Consider the following 14935-nt stretch of genomic DNA (forward strand, 5'->3'; position numbering starts at 1 on the left):
CAATGACGACTGACAACAAGCTGCCGGCGGTGCGTCCGATCGAGGTGGTCCCGTTTCGCCGCGACGACGGAGAGATCTACTTCGCCCTGCACGATCCGGCGCAGCTTTCGACCGACTCGCTGGCGATTTCCCCGGCCGGCTATTTCGTGCTGGCCCACCTGGACGGCGAGCACACCGCCGCAGACATCCAGGCTGCGTTTCGTGAACATGCCGGCATGGAGCTGCCGGCCGCGGAAATTCACCAACTGGTCGAAGTGCTTGACGCGGCGCTGCTGTTGCAAGGCGACCGTGTGCTACAGGTGCTGGCCGAGCGGCGGGCGGCGTATCAAGCGGCCCCGGCGCGCGACAACCGCGATTACGCACCATCGGCGGATGAACTGCGGACCGAGATCGCGGGCCTGCTCGCGCGCGGCGTCGCGGCCCCGGTCCGCGACGTGCGGGGGATCATCGCTCCGCACCTGGACTACGCCCGCGGCGCGCCGTGCTACGCGGATGCCTACGCCACGCTGGCTCAGGCGCCGCCCGCGGACAGGTATGTGATCCTTGGGACGAACCATTTCGGCGAGTCGACCGCCGTTGTGGCCACACGCAAGGACTTCTGGACGCCGCTGGGTGCGGTGCAGACCGACCGCGAGTTCATTGCGCGGCTGGAGTCGGCGCTGGGGACGTCTATCTGCGCGGGCGAGCACGACCACGCACGCGAACATTCGGTTGAGCTACAAGTCCATATCCTGCAAACGATTATGGGTTCACGACCCTTCGAGATCGTGCCCTTGCTGTGCCCGGGGGCGTGCGGCCCGACCGGCACGGCTCCGATTGACGGCCACGGCCCGGACCTGCACGCGGTGGCGCAGGTGCTCGCGAACCTTGTCGCCGACGGCGATCGCCGGACGGTGCTGATTGCCGGGGCCGACTTGAGCCATGTGGGGCAGCGGTTCGGCGATCCGGAGCCGACGACGCCCGAATTCCTCGCAGCGGTGGCCCGGACGGACCGCGAACTGCTCGACATGCTGGAGCGCCGGGAGGAAGAGGCGTTTGTCGCCAAGCTAGCGGCGGACGACAACCCCACGCGGGTGTGCAGCTCGGGGGGAATTTTCACCATGCTCCAGGCCCTGCCCGGTCGGTCCTGCAAGGTGCTGAGCTACCATCAGGCCGTGGACATGGCCCACGAGACGCACGTAACTTGCACAGCGGCGGTGGTTTGGTAACGCGCGGCGGGCTCGCGGTCAAAAAAAGGGTCCCCGAATGGGCTTTTGGTTTCCCACTCGGTGACCCGTGCGCTGGGATGGGCTTATTAAAACGTTCCACCATTAACAACAACGCCGCAACGTGAAGGTGTCGCGGCGTGTGCGGTTACGGCCAGCATTTTCGGGGGTCGCCAGTACGTGAGGTGGCGCGATCACGCGCGGCGGTCAGTGCCGCGTTCGCCCCGCTCAGCGACGAAGGCGAGTCGGTGCAGCCGCTGGACTGAATTTGCCAGGCGCTGCAGCACCATGCGTCCGTCGACGGTCAGTTCAAGGCCGACGAACTGAAGTGCCAGGTTGAGGGCGCCGGATTCATCGGTGCGGGCGCCGCGGTAGCGCGCGTCCACCAGGATCGGTGAGCGGCCGTCCGGCAGGTGCATCTCAACGCCGATGGTCTGCTCCATGACCCATTCCGGCGGGGCGGGATGATGGAGGCGCACCAGCGCGCCCCCGCACGAAAGGTCACACAAGTCGCCGGAGATGACCTGCAGGGCTTCGGTCTGGGCGCGCGCGCGGGCCAGGACGCCGCCGGCCCAGATGCTGACGTTCAGTGGCATCTCCGCCGGGATCGGCGTGCGGAAATACGCACGCCGCTGCAACTCGGTCATGCCGTCCGGCCAGCGATAGCGGATCGCGGGCACGGTGGTCTGGTCGTCGAGGACGAAGTGCCCCTTGGCCTCGACGATGGTCGCGAAGAGCAGTTTGCGGCTCCGCTGCCGGAAGCTGACGCCCAGGTATTGTCCGGGTGCGACCGCCGGCAGGGGGTGGTCGTCCACGGCCTGGTAGTCGAGCACGAAGAAGCGGCGTTGGGCATCGCGCTCAAGGAAGCGCGACTTGAACGAGTACCACTCGTGGCCGTCCTGGAAGGTCAGCACCGCCAGGGCGCGTTCCTGCACGGCACGATCAAAGATCGCGGACGCGTCGAGCGGGGTGAGCATGCGCCGGGGCTTCATGGCTGGCCCTCCGATTCCGTCAGGCGCGCCGCCTCGTCCTGCAGGGCGTTGCGCAACCGCTCCAGCAAGGCTTCATGGCCGGCAGCGACGAACTCGAAACCAATGATCACGTGACCTTCCTCGCGGCAGCGTGTCTTGCTGCAGGCGATCGCCGGCAGGCTGTACACATCCTCGCCCCAGGGCAGGACGAACTCGACGCGCACCTCGTCGCCGATGAAGAGGACGTCGTCGATGTCCGTGCTGATCACGCGACAGGCCACGCCGTGCGGGCCGATGTTCGACATGATCGCCACGAACGGTGGCTGGGCCGCCGGGACGAAGAACCGCACGGGCACCGGGTCCACCGGTGCGTGCCGCGCAAAGCGCCGGCGGTTGGCGACCTGGATCGTCTCCGGGACGGCGAGCACGACACGCTGCGGGACGGTGCGATCGGAGACTTCCCGCACATGAGTTGAGAACAGGCAGAGCTGTCCGGAGAGGATCATCCGCACATCGCACATGGCGCCGATCAGCGCGGCGAGCGACACGTTGGGCCCGACGTCGTGCAGGTCCACCTGCAGCGTCCCCTTGTCGTTGCCGGCCAGCGTGCCCCAGAGCAGGGCGCTGTGGGCGTCCGGCCGGGGTTCGATCTCGAATTTCGCGCGTGTGCGGACGGCCTGTGCGAGCACGCGGTGCGCCTGGCGCTCCGTCAGATCGAGCGTGACTAGCATGGGTTATTTTCCTCCGCCGTCGTGAACGATGACCCGGCGCAGCTTGGCGCGTTCGCGCGCCGTCACGAACTGCTCGACGCGCTGCACCTGCTGCGTGTGCAGATCGGGGTCCTCGCCCGCACAGAACATGCAGCCGAGGACCACGGACTCGCTTTGCGTTACGACGCGCGCATGGGTGATCCGCATCACGAACTCGATCGGCTGCGGGTCGCCCGGCAGGTTGAAGCGGGCCCAGTACACATCGCCGGCCTTGATCTGACGGCCGTGGTTGAGGGCGGCCGTCGCCCGCATCCCCCCGGCGGAGATATCGTGCAGTCGCACGGGGAAACTGCAGGGCTCGCCACGCACCTTGGTTACGCTGGCGTAGATCGGCTCGAGGTCGGCGAGCGACACGCGGTAGTGCCGCCGCTGCTGGCGTTGCTCGACACACGTGGGCAGGCTCATCCGCCAGGCCGCGACGCGCCCGCGCCGCTCGCAGCGCCACCAGACGCGGCCGCGCGTCTGGGTGTGACACGCAACCGTCTCGCCCTCGTGCGTGAAGTAGATGTCCGCCGGTGCGCCTTCGGTGGGCAGGTCGGCGGGCGGCTGGGTCGGCCACTCCAGGAGGACCGTGTCGCCCTGCAACGCCAGGAAGCGCGTATGAACTTCTTTGCCCGCATGGGCGCGCGAAACGAATGCCACCCGCGCGCGGCGCCGCTCGTCGCACGCCAACTCCAGGACGCGCAGTTGAGTCTTCCGGCGTCTGAACGACAGGACCGCCATGGCTCCTCCTTTGTGGCCGCCATTGGCCGGTCTTGTCTTCGTCGTACGTATTGCGCGACTTGACTCGCGGGCGACCCGGCGAATGCGGACGTTGCACGGCGGACAGCGCCCGCGCACGTCCGATGCGCGGAGCGTCCGAAGCGCGACGCGCGCGGGTGCGAGACTATCGGAGCCCGCCCCAGCGGTCCCGAAAGATCGCGCCGCGCTGCGCCGGAGCGCGGGTGGCGTGCGGCCGCCGGTGGCGAGTCGCGAAACGTGATGGCGTGCCGCTGGGCGGGGGCGGGCGCCGCGGCGCCGCTCAAAATAATCCGCGTGACACGCCGTGCGGGCCGCCGCGAAGCCCGCATAATCAGCGCCGCGCGGTCGGGCGGTGGTGACGCGTCGCGCGCCGGTGGCTAGAATGCGGGCCACGTCGGCGGGCGCGCTGGGCTGAGCCCCGCGTACCGTCGACTCCGGAGCGAGGATCCGCGATGTCAACTCCGCGATGCGGTGTGCCTCACCTGTCCGTGGTCCTGGCGGCTGCGGCGGCGCTGGGTGGCTGCGTGGAACGCACGGTGAAGATCGAGACCCGTCCGCCGGGCGCGCTTGTCGTCGTCAACGATGAAGAGGTCGGCGTCAGCCCGGTGAAGTTCGCATTTCTGTGGTATGGCGACTACGACCTGGTGCTGCGCAAGCCGGGTTACCAGACGCTGAAGACCCACTACCGCCTCGAAGCGCCGTGGTATCAATGGCCGCCGTTCGACATCATCGCCGAGACGATGGTGCCCGCCATGATCACCGACGAGCATGTCCTGCCGCCCTTCGCGTTGCAGCCGGCCGAACAGCCCAACACGGACGAGCTCATCGGGCGGGCGAACGAGCTGCGCGAGCGCGCGCTTTTCGAGGGCCAGTGAGCAACGGGGCGTGGTGATTCAGCCGCTCACGAGCGCTGCGGTGCCGGCAGCCCCAGCAGTCGCATGACCTGCTGGAGGTCGGCCCAGGCGTCGCCCTTCGCGGCGGGATTGCGCAGCAGGTAGGCGGGGTGGAAGGTGGGCATCAGCCTGGCGGGCGGCAGCCCGACGAGGGCCAGAGCCGGCGGCGGGAAATCGTGGAACGCGCCGCGCAGTTTGGATATCGCGACTTTGGTTGCCAGCAGCGTCTGCGTCGCCGGCCGCCCCAGCGAGATGATCACCTGCGGCCGCAGAATAGCGAGCTGACGGAACAGGAACGGCGCGCACGTCTCCATTTCGTCGTCCGCCGGTGTCCGATTGCCCGGCGGACGGCACTTGACGACATTGCAGATGTACACTTGGTCGCGGGTCAACGACATCGCGGCGATCATGCGGGTCAGGAGCTGCCCCGCGCGGCCGACGAACGGAATCCCCTGCGCATCCTCATCCGCCCCGGGCCCCTCACCGACGAACACCAACGCGGGGCGCGGATGGCCGACGCCGAACACCGTTTGTGTGCGACCGGCGTGCAACCGGCACTTCGTGCAGCCGCGCACGTGGGTCGCATCGAGGTGCGCGAGCGCGGCCGCGGCATCTGCCTTTGAGAGCTCTGCCCGGCACGGCGGCGGAAGCCCGGTATCGTCGCCGAACAGCGCCGGGGTGCTCGCTGGCAAGGTCGTCGCACGCACTGCCGCGGCTGTGGGGAGACGCTCAACAACCGGCGACGGAGGCGCGGGGCGTGCGCCCTCACGGTTGCCAACGCCGGTGACCACTGCCGCGGCGGGTGTGGTGGAAACGTCCCAGTGTGGCACGCCCAGCCGGCGCTCGTTGCGCAGCCACTCGCGCAGCGTCGATTCGACTGTATCCGGGGGCGGCTCGGTCACGATGGGTAGTGTAGGGATGCAGCGCGCCGGCGACAAGCACGCGCCGTCGGCTGCGAATTGCCCCCGGTACCGGCGGCTCATAGAATCGCCGCTCCCCGCGCCCTGTTGTGGCCGCGCTGGTCGGGTCACCTGGAGAAGCTTGTCGTGGACCGCCCGCCGCTCAAGCCGTTGTCGCTCACGATCATGTATCCGTGCTACAACGAGGAGGCCAACGTCGAGCGGGTGACGCGCGCGGCGGTGGAAACGGCGCGGGCGATCGCGGACGACTGGGAGGTGGTCATCGTCAATGACGGCAGTCGTGACCGCACGGGCGAAATCGCCGACCGGCTCGCGGCCGAGTTGCCGAACGTACGCGCCGTGCACAACCGCCCGAATCGCGGCTATGGCGGGGCGCTGGCGCGCGGGTTTCGCGAGGCGCGCAAGGACTGGATCTTCTACACCGATGGCGACGGGCAGTTCGATTTCAACGAGATTAGCAAGCTCCTGCCGCTGCTCGCAACGCATGACATCGTGTCGTGCTACCGGCTGGATCGCAAAGACTCGTTCATGCGGAAGTTGAACGCGTTTGCCTGGTCCACGCTGGTCAACCTGCTCTTCCACATCGGGCTGCGGGACATCGATTGCGCGTTCAAGATCTACCCGCGCACGTTCATCGAGCGCATCGAAATGAGGAGCACGGGCGCGCTGATCGACACGGAAATGCTCGCCAAGGCCCGCAATCTCGGGTACTCGATCGCGCAGCTCGGCGTGCACCACTATCCGCGCACCGCCGGCGCGCAGACCGGCGCCAACCTCAAGGTCATCGCCCGGGCGTTCAAGGAGCTGTTCAAGCTGTACCGCCAGATCAAGCGCGAAGGCCGCGCGGCACCGGCGGTCGATGCGGCCCGCACGTAAGGCACGTGTCAGGCTGGTTCACGGTTCACGGGGCGGGGCGCGGTGTGTGCGCGTCGGCGTCCTCGGCTTCTTCCTCGATCTCGAGCAGCTCGAACAGGTTGCCGTCCGGATCGGCGATCGTCACGATCCGCAGGTCGTTGTAGCTTTCGATCTCGTCCACCTGTTGCCCGCCGTGCTCGATCAGTCGCACGAGGACGTCGTCGAAATTCGTGGTCGTGATGTCGAAGCGGACGGTGGGGTACTGGCCCGGCGGCGGTTGCACCTCGGGGTCCCAGGGTGCGACCGGTCCGAGCAGGCGGATCGACGAGCCTCCGTCGGGGAAGTTCAGGCGGGCATAAGCGCTGCTCGCGCTAACCTCCTTCTCCGCCACTTCGAGCCCCAGGCCGTCGGCCCAGAAACGCAGGGCCAGGGTGAAATCGCTGACGTAGATGTGCACGTCGCCGATGAACAGCATGAGCATGACCCTGGGCGCCGGCACTCCGCCGCCGGCACGGGTGTTCGTCGTTCGCCGCGGGCTGGAGTGCGGAGACGCCGGCCCGCGGGGCGCACACAACCCCTAGGCGCCGAGATCGGTGCGATACTGGGCGCCGTCGAAGTGGATGCGCTCGACAGCAGTGTAGGCGCGTTTGCGGGCGTCCGCGAGCGTGGCCCCCAGTGCCGTCACGCCAAGCACACGCCCGCCGGCTGTCAACACCTGGTCGCCGGCCTGCCGCGTGCCGGCGTGGTACACCACGAGGTCGTCGGTGTCGTCGGGCAGCCCGGTGATCGGCAGGCCGGTGGGGTATTTGTCCGGGTAGCCATCGGAGGCCATCACGACGCACAGCGCGGCGCGCGGGTCCCAGCGCACGTCCGCCGCTTCGAGCTCGCCGTCAACGGCCGCGTTCAGCAACTCCAGCAGGTCTGATTGGAGGCGCAGCAGGATGGCCTGCGCCTCGGGATCGCCGAAGCGGCAATTGAACTCAAGCACTTTCGGGCCGGCCGTCGTGAGCATCAGGCCGATGTAGAGCACGCCGCGATACGGCATGTGCTGACGGATCAGCGCATCGAGCGTCGGCACGAGAATCTGCGCCTGCACCTGCTGAATGACGCGGTCATCGACGGCCGCTGATGGGCAGAATGCGCCCATACCGCCGGTGTTCGGCCCTTCATCGTGATCACGGAGCCGCTTGTGATCCTGTGCCGGCTCCAGCAGGTACGACGTGTGCCCGTCCACGATCGCCAGCAGCGACGCCTCGCGGCCCAGCAGCCGTTCCTCCACGACGATCTGCGCGCCGGCGTCGCCGAAGATTCGGTCGACCAGCATCTTCTCGGCCGCCAGGATCCCGTCCGCTGGATCGTCGCAGACCATGACGCCCTTGCCCTTGGCCAGCCCGGCGGCCTTCACGACCACGGGCTCGTCGCGCGTGGCGATATACTGCCGCGCGTGCTCGAAGTCCGTGAAGAGCCGCGCATCGGCGGTCGGCACGGCGTATTGGCGCATGAGCTGCTTGGCGAACGCCTTGTCGCTTTCCAGGCGCGCGGCACCGGCACGGGGCCCGAAGATGCGCAGCTTCGCATCTTCAAACGCGTCGACAATGCCGGCGGCGAGCGGGTCCTCGGGACCGACGATCGTCAGGTCGATCCCTTCGCGCCGGGCCACCTCCAACGCGAGGCTGATGTTCGCCGGGTCGCCGGGGATGTTCGTGCCCAGCTTCGCCGTGCCGGCATTGCCCGGCAGGATGAACAGGCGCTTCAGGTGGGGGGAGCGGGCGAGCGCGTGGCACAGCGCGTGTTCGCGACCGCCGGAGCCGATGACCAGTACGTTCATGCTCTCTCCTCACGCCGGCCTTACCGCGGGGGGACCGGGGCCGGTGCGGCGGCGCTGTCGTCTGGCGCGGCCGCCCGGTTCTGTGTCAACTGCGACAGGCGATAGCGCGCCCAGTTCGCGGGCCACTCGTCGCGCGCCAGGTCGAGGCAGCGCTGATAGTGCTCGACCGCCTCCGCGGGTGCGCCGCGCTGCGTCGCCATCTCGCCGGCGAAAAAGTGCTCGTCATCCTGGAAAAGCAGAGGCCGCTCGCCGAAGCTGGCCAACAGGCTGTCGAGCACGGCCGCCGCGGCGCTCTCGCGCTCGACGCCGGTCAGCAGCCGGGCGATCACGCTGGCATAGGTCGTCGCGACGACTTCGCTGCGGCGGCCGAACGGATCCGGGTCACCGATATGCAGGGCCGCGCGCCGCGCCTCGCCGGTGCGACCGGCACGGAGCAGCGCAACGACGCGCTGCAGCGCGGCCGCCGGCGCGCCGGCCGGATCCAAATCGGGCTGGCGCAGCACGCCGGCCAGGCCCTGCGCGGCCTCGTCGTACGCGCCGACCAGGTAGTCACACTGCGCCAGCCGCAGGCGCGTCAGGGCATCGACCGCGGGCAGCGGTGTGGTGCTCGGGGCGCGGGCCGCGGCAGACTCGTCCTCGGCCGTCAGGTCAAAACCGCGCCGCAGCCAGCTCCGCGCCAACTCGTAGCGCTCACCGTCGTACGCCGCGTGCCCGAGACGCAGGCACGTTCGCGCGGCGGCCGCCGGCGCCTCGGTCATCGTCGGGCAGGCGGCTTCGATCCACGCCGCCGGGACTTCGACGTTCGGCCGGCGGAGCGCGGCGTCGAGCACCGCCAGTTGCACCGCGCTGCCGCGCTGCGCGTCCAGTTCGCGCAGCTCCGTCGCGGCCTGCCAGGCGTCCGCATAGTTGGCGTTGGCCAGGCTTTCCGCGACCCGCCGCTCGCGGGCGTAGGCCCGGTTCCGCTCGATGATCGCGTCGGCGGCGGCGTAGCGATACTCGAAGACCCGGTGGTCCTGGCCCAGCAGCATGGCGTCGGCGTCGTCACCCACCCACGCCGCGAGGGGTTGTTCCGACTCGGCGGCGAGCGGCCAGTTCGCGAGGCCCTCGCCGGTCGCGGGGTCGTAGAGGCGCACGGTGCCGTCCACCGTGCGGACCAGCAACACGTCGTCGCGCGGGTTGAAGGCGAGCGCGCTGACGCTTTGCCCGATGGCGATGCGGTGCCGGATCTCGCGCCGCCCCACGGAGATCAGGCGCAGGATGTCGTCCTCGCACGCGACCGCGAGGTACTCGCCGGTGCGATTGAACGCGAGGCTGGTCGCGGGAGCGTCGAGCCGCAGCCATGGATCCGTGGAGGGCAGGCGGCTGTAGCGGGAGCGTACCAGGGCTGGTGCGGTTGCGGTCTGCGGGGCATCGCGCCAGGGGTCGAGTAGCAGCAGATGCCCGTTGGAGCGCACGATCAGCAGCTTCTGTGTCCGCGGCAGGAAGGCGATCTCGCGGACCAGCGCGCCGCCAAACTCAAACGGCGCTGGCACGCGGGCAGCGCGCCCGGCAGGCTCATCCCCCGCGCCGCTCTCCCAGGCCCGAAATGCGATCTGCTGCCGATCCCCCGTGGGGCTGCGCGCCAGCACCGCGACCAGGTCGCCCTCGTCGCTGATCGCCACTTTGTCCGGCACGGTCAGCGTGGGGTGGTTCCAGACTACCACGCGCCCCGCCAGGTCCGCGAGCCGCACCAGCCGCAGCGTCGAACGCTCGCGAATCACGGCTCGCTCCCCGTTGGCGTTCACGGCCAGCGCCATGCTGCCGCCCAAGCCCAGCAGCCGTGGCCGCAGGATCGTGCGTGGCGTCGCGGTCCCGCCCGTCAGCCCGCGCCGGGGCGGTGCGTAGGCCACGACCTGGCCGCGGGACAGCGCCATGAGCACCGCGGAGCCGTCGGCCGCCGCCGCCCACAGCTTCGGCGCCGTGTCCACGACCAGGCGGCGCTGCTCGACGCGCTCGGGTGGAATCCAGTGTGTGACCGTGCCGCTGTCGTCGAGCGTGATCACCGAGCGATGGTCATCGGACAGCGACAGTTGCTCCACGTGGTCGACCGTAGCGCGCCAACTGAACGCGCGCTCGCGATTGCGATACACCGCCACTTGTCCGTCGCGCGCGGCGAAGACCATCGTGGCCACGCGTGGCTGCAGGTCGAGCAGGGTCCACGCCGGCTCCGCGTCGAGGATGCGCGTCCAGTTGCCGTGCGGCGCGTTGCCCACGTCCGCGACGTAGACGCCGTCCGCGAGGACCGCAAGCTGCCCTTGGCCGTCAAAGCGGACGGCGCGCGCCGGCTCGTCGCCGGTCCACGCCAGCGCGACCTGCAGCGTGCCATCTGCGGCCACGGACACCAGCTCGACGCCGGCCGTCGTGGGCACGGCGAGTTGCCGCGCCTGTGGCTGGTAGTCGGCGGATCCGATCGGTGTGCCATTCAGCAACACCGTCTGCCGCGCGTCGCCCGTGGCGCCCGACAGCAGGTGGACCGGACGTGCGCCCAGCAGGAGCAGGCTACGGCCGCCGTCGACGGGGTACGTCGCCAGCGGACGCGTGCGGTCGGACAGCTCGACGGCGACCGCCGGGAGCAACGCGCCGGGCTGCCACACGCGGGCCCAGCCGTCGCCGGCCGCCGCGAGCGAGCCGTCGTCCGCGACGCTGAACACGGTTACCGGCCCCGGCGCACGGACCCAGCCCTCCGGGGCACCAGGCTTGAGGGCGCGCAGCGTGATGACGCCCGGCTCGTCACACACCGCGGCGATGCGCCCGCTGGGGGCCAGCCGCCCGGCGGGCAGTGGAACTCCGCTGCAGCGGGTTTGCGGCTCGAAGGTGAGCAGCGTGGCCGAGCTGTCCATGGTCTGCAGGTAATAGCGCCGCAGCGCCCAGATGGCCGCAGGACTGGGGGTGACCTCGAGCGCCTGCCAGTAGCTGTCCCGCGCCTCGCGGATGTCGCCTCGGGCCAGCGCCAGGTCGCCGCGCTGGATTTGTTGGCGCACCAGGGCGTGCCGCAGGTTCTGCTGGGCGAGCATGGCTTCGGCGGTGCGCTTGCGGGCTTCGTGCAGCGCACGTTCCTGGTTGAGCACCGCCTGACGGGTTTCCTCGGTCTTTTGGTCGGCACGCTCGCGCGCGGCACGCTCACCCGTGAACAGCACCGCGAGAGTGACCAGGAAGCCCAGCAGCATAAGCAGAATGAGCCCGGCCATCGCGGCCTGCAGCCGGTAGCGCCGCAGCGCCTTCTTAAACATGTACAGGCCGCTCGCACGCTTGGCCTCGATCGGCTCGCCGTGCAGGCGGCGATGCAGGTCGCGGGCGAGGTCGCCGGCGGTCTGGTAGCGTCGCTGCGGCTCTTTCTCCAGCGCCTTGAGCAGGATCGTGGCCAGCTCGTCGTCGATCTTCAGGTCGGCGTGGACGTAGCCGACGTGGGAGCGCGGATTCGCGGGCTCGGTGTGTGCAATGCGGTTGAGGATTTCGCCGAGCGGGCCGTCGACCGGGTAGGGCGGCTGCCCGACCAGCGCTTCGTAGAACACGACGCCGAGCGAGTAGACGTCGGTGCGCACGTCGAGGTCCTGCGCGCCGGCGGCCTGCTCGGGCGACATGTAGGCGACCGTGCCGAGCAGTTGTCCACTCGTGGACAGCATCTGCACGGTCGAATCGCCGCTGCCCAGTCCGTGCATCGGCTTGGCGAGGCCGAAATCCAGGATGTGCGGCGCGCCGTCGGCGTCCACCAGGATGTTGGGCGGTTTCAGGTCGCGGTGGATGACGCCGCGCTGGTGCGCGAAGTTCACCGCCTCGCACACCTGCTCGAACAGCAGCAGCGTGGCGTCGAGGGTTGGCCGGCGCTGGGCGAGGTAGCGGTCCAGGCGGACGCCGTCAATGTACTCCATGGCGAAGAAATAACGCCCGCGGCTCAACCCGGAGTCCAGGATGGTCACGATGTGCGGATGGCGCAACGAGGCCGCGAGCTCGATTTCCCGTTCAAACCGGCGGCGGGTCGTCTCGCTCGCAAATGGGCCCTCAAGCAGCACCTTGAGGGCCACCTGCCGCTTTGTGCCGAGCTGCAGCGCCCGATACACCACGCCCTGGCCGCCGCGGTGCAGTTCCTCGAGCAGCACGTACCCTTCAATGCTCGGCCCCAGGGGGATGTCACCGCTCCCGTCGGCCACGCCGCCGCCGGAGCCGGTGGTTACGCGGGTCGGCTCGTCGGCGTGCGACGGGCCGCCGCTGCCCGAAGTCGGTGAAACCGGGGCGGGCTCGTCGGGCAGACTGTCCTGGGGCGCTGGGGGCATGCGACGCTCACCTGTTCCTGGCACCGTGCGCGACGGGGGCGGATTGTACCGCCCCGCAGCGCGGATGGCACGACGCCAAGCGGCAGGTGGCCCCCTTGCAACCCACCCGGGAGTGGGCCACAATAGGGCTGTCTAGGAAACAGTGGAATTCTTGCCCGGTGACGCCATGCTCAAACGCAAGCCGCAGATCAACTTCCAGGTCGACGAGCCGTTGAAGCTGTTGTACGACGAGGCGCGCATCAGCGGCCACTGGGTCGCGCGGTTCTGCGCCGCCGGCCTGCTGCTGATGGTGGAGGACCCGCGGACCCGCGTCCGGGCGCTCAACCGGCTGCGCGACTGGGAAGCCGAGTACGCCGACGCTTCCCCCGAGCAGATCCGCGCCTTCGTGCAAGGCGCCGAAGCCGCGCTGCAACGCGGTGCTCGAGGTACGCCGCGAGCCCAGCCAGCTCGGCCGGGGCGAAAAACGGCAAAACGCGGCAGATCCGGTTGATTTGCTGCTGGCGGGCAACTGCCTGCTGCGGTGGGGAGGCGTGCATGGGCTGATCCTCGCGCCAAGGTCCTGCGGAAACGCGCGGGTGCGCTCCACGGCGCGGCGTGCGGCGTTTCCACTGCGGGACGGCATGCCCTCCATAGCATCCGATTCCATGGCCCGTCCGGCCCGCCAACCCAGGGGGAGGCATTCGCAACAGCGAATCCACATCGGTAATATACGGCATCTGTTAGGTATTGTAAAGGGCCGTCGGACTGCCCTGCAGATCGCAAAGGCGGGGTGCCGGGTGGTCGCACGACACCGTCCCATAACATCGACCGGACACCCCTGCTGCCTGTGTCGCTTGCCGGGCGCCTGAACGAACCGGCGATAGGACGATGGGCCGGCTGCCGCTAAGATCGGGCCGTGATGGCTCTTGCGAATATGCATGCACCTGCCGATACGTCGACGCGCTGCGGGTGGTGGCACCGGCTGCATGCCTGGCGCTGGTACGCGCGCTGGCCGCTGAAGGTCGCTGCCTTGGCGCTGGTTGTGATGCTGGTGCTGTATCCGAAGGTGTGGCTGATTCCCGTCTGGGCGGCGCGGCTGAACGATCTCAACTCGGTGGTGGATCCGAACGATCCCGCGCTTGCGCCGCTCGAGGCCGAAGTTCGTGCGCAACTTGCGCCGGGGACGCGCCTGCCGGCGGCGCTGGTTCCGGTTGAAAAAGTAGTCTACGCGCATGTGCCCTATGCGTTCGACTGGGACACGTGGGGTGTCATGGACTACCTGCCGACGGTGGCCGAGGTGTTCGCGCAGGGCCGTGAGGATTGCGATGGCCGGGCCGTCGTCGCCACGGCGTTGCTGCAGCGGCTGGGCTACGAGGCGTGGTTGGCGTGCGATCTCAAGCATACGTGGGTAGCGGTGCGCGATCCGTCGTTGGCCACGGCCGACTCGTTTGAGCTCATGGCGCCCGGCAAGGGGGAGAAGACGCTGGTTGGCGCGGGCGCGGGCACGCGCTGGAGTCTGACGCTCGGCACGTTCAGCAATTTCGGCCGCGCGCTGGCGTTCGGGATCGCGGCTTTCCCGTTGGGCCGCGAGATCATCATACTGATCGCGCTGTGCGCGGTGCTGCTGCAGCCCCGCGCGTCGCCGTTGCGGCGCATCGTCGGATGCGCTGTCCTGACCGGCGCGCTGATCCTGCTGCGCGTCGGCGGCACAGCACCCAGCGGCATGATGCTGTGGGCGTGGCTCGGCGTGATGGCTGTCGTGGCCGGCTGCCTGCTCTTGGCGGTTCCACACCGAACGGTCCACGCCGGCGGCAGAGCTGAGACACAATGAGTGCTGAATGGCTGGACATCTCTGTGCCGCTCTCGCCGGCGCTGGTGCAGTGGCCGGGGGACCGGCCGGTGCGGATCGAACGCGTGAGCAACCTGGCAACGGGCGCGGACTGCAATCTCTCCGACCTGTCGCTCAGCGCGCATACAGGGACCCACGTCGACGCACCTGCGCACTATCTCGCGGATGGCGGCGGTGCGGATACCATCCCGCTCGACGCCGTTATTGGTCCCGCTCGCGTGGTCGAAATCGCGATGGCGGACTCGATCCGGGGCGCGGATATCGCCCGGTTGCGGGTCCAGCCCGGGGAGCGCTTGCTTTTTAGGACGCGGAATTCGAGCGCCGCGTGGCACGACGCGCCGTTCCGGACAGACTACGTGTATCTCACGCCGGAGGCGGCGGACGAACTGGTCCGCCGTCGTGTGCGCACCGTGGGCATCGACTACCTGTCGGTGGGGGCGATGAACGAGTCGGGCGCAAGAACGCATCGCACGTTGCTGCAGGCGGGCGTCTGCGTGATAGAGGGGCTCAACCTGGTGGGCGTGGCGCCGGGAGCATACGAACTGGTTTGTCTGCCGCTGCGGCTGGTGGGCGCGGATGGCGCGCCGGCGCGTGCGGTCCTGCGCAGGCTGTGA

The 14935-nt window shown here is 69.3% G+C and carries 13 protein-coding genes; 6 read left to right on the forward strand and 7 right to left on the reverse strand.

Annotated features, from left to right (window positions below):
- Positions 1 to 2 precede the first annotated feature (2 nt).
- Entirely contained in the window at positions 3 to 1208 is a 1206-nt protein-coding gene (amrB, locus tag KA383_14385) for an AmmeMemoRadiSam system protein B (GenBank protein ID MBP7747306.1), read from the forward strand.
- Between the two features lie 191 nt (positions 1209 to 1399).
- Here amrB and KA383_14390 read toward each other — a convergent pair whose 3' ends face one another.
- From KA383_14390 to KA383_14400, 3 genes are read right to left on the reverse strand one after another with little or no spacing between them, the layout of a single operon-like run.
- Positions 1400 to 2197 carry a PilZ domain-containing protein gene (locus tag KA383_14390; protein ID MBP7747307.1) on the reverse strand — a complete coding sequence of 266 codons (798 nt, stop codon included), beginning with the start codon at positions 2195 to 2197 and terminating at the stop codon, positions 1400 to 1402.
- Positions 2194 to 2907 carry a PilZ domain-containing protein gene (locus KA383_14395; protein ID MBP7747308.1) on the reverse strand — a complete coding sequence of 238 codons (714 nt, stop codon included), beginning with the start codon at positions 2905 to 2907 and terminating at the stop codon, positions 2194 to 2196. The genes KA383_14390 and KA383_14395 overlap by 4 nt, the downstream gene beginning before the upstream one ends.
- Before the next feature lie 3 nt (positions 2908 to 2910).
- The gene (locus KA383_14400; GenBank protein MBP7747309.1) at positions 2911 to 3669 is read right to left on the reverse strand and encodes a PilZ domain-containing protein; all 759 of its coding nucleotides are present in this window, start codon (positions 3667 to 3669) and stop codon (positions 2911 to 2913) included.
- A gap of 470 nt (positions 3670 to 4139) precedes the next feature.
- Between KA383_14400 and KA383_14405 the strand changes: the two genes are divergently transcribed.
- A complete protein-coding gene (locus tag KA383_14405; protein ID MBP7747310.1) occupies positions 4140 to 4562 on the forward strand; it encodes a PEGA domain-containing protein in 423 nt (140 codons plus the stop codon).
- A 26-nt stretch (positions 4563 to 4588) separates the two neighbouring features.
- On the opposite strand, the gene KA383_14410 is transcribed toward KA383_14405, so the two are convergent.
- A complete protein-coding gene (locus KA383_14410) occupies positions 4589 to 5563 on the reverse strand; it encodes a uracil-DNA glycosylase (protein ID MBP7747311.1) in 975 nt (324 codons plus the stop codon).
- A gap of 102 nt (positions 5564 to 5665) precedes the next feature.
- Between KA383_14410 and KA383_14415 the strand changes: the two genes are divergently transcribed.
- Positions 5666 to 6376, forward strand: a complete 711-nt coding sequence (locus tag KA383_14415; protein MBP7747312.1) for a glycosyltransferase family 2 protein — start codon at positions 5666 to 5668, stop codon at positions 6374 to 6376.
- A gap of 25 nt (positions 6377 to 6401) precedes the next feature.
- Here KA383_14415 and KA383_14420 read toward each other — a convergent pair whose 3' ends face one another.
- The 3 genes from KA383_14420 to KA383_14430 all read right to left on the reverse strand — a co-directional run bounded on the left by KA383_14420 (position 6402) and on the right by KA383_14430 (position 12493).
- Complete coding sequence (locus KA383_14420; protein ID MBP7747313.1) at positions 6402 to 6836, reverse strand: VOC family protein; 435 nt, start codon at positions 6834 to 6836, stop codon at positions 6402 to 6404.
- A gap of 96 nt (positions 6837 to 6932) precedes the next feature.
- On the reverse strand, positions 6933 to 8183 hold the full coding sequence (gene purD, locus KA383_14425) for a phosphoribosylamine--glycine ligase (protein ID MBP7747314.1): 1251 nt from the start codon (positions 8181 to 8183) through the stop codon (positions 6933 to 6935).
- 20 nt (positions 8184 to 8203) lie between these two features.
- Positions 8204 to 12493: a protein kinase gene (locus tag KA383_14430; protein MBP7747315.1), complete on the reverse strand. Its 4290-nt coding sequence runs from the start codon at positions 12491 to 12493 to the stop codon at positions 8204 to 8206.
- Positions 12494 to 12644: 151 nt separating this feature from the next.
- Here KA383_14430 and KA383_14435 point away from each other — a divergent pair, with 151 nt between their 5' ends.
- The 3 genes from KA383_14435 (at position 12645) to KA383_14445 (ending at position 14935) form a co-directional block, all read left to right on the forward strand.
- Complete coding sequence (locus KA383_14435) at positions 12645 to 12983, forward strand: hypothetical protein (protein ID MBP7747316.1); 339 nt, start codon at positions 12645 to 12647, stop codon at positions 12981 to 12983.
- Between the two features lie 423 nt (positions 12984 to 13406).
- Positions 13407 to 14303, forward strand: coding sequence for a hypothetical protein (locus KA383_14440; protein MBP7747317.1), 897 nt, complete (start codon positions 13407 to 13409; stop codon positions 14301 to 14303).
- Complete coding sequence (locus tag KA383_14445; GenBank protein ID MBP7747318.1) at positions 14300 to 14935, forward strand: cyclase family protein; 636 nt, start codon at positions 14300 to 14302, stop codon at positions 14933 to 14935. The genes KA383_14440 and KA383_14445 overlap by 4 nt, the downstream gene beginning before the upstream one ends.

Source organism: Phycisphaerae bacterium, from assembly GCA_017999985.1.
Taxonomy (GTDB): Bacteria; Planctomycetota; Phycisphaerae; order UBA1845; family Fen-1342; genus JAGNKU01.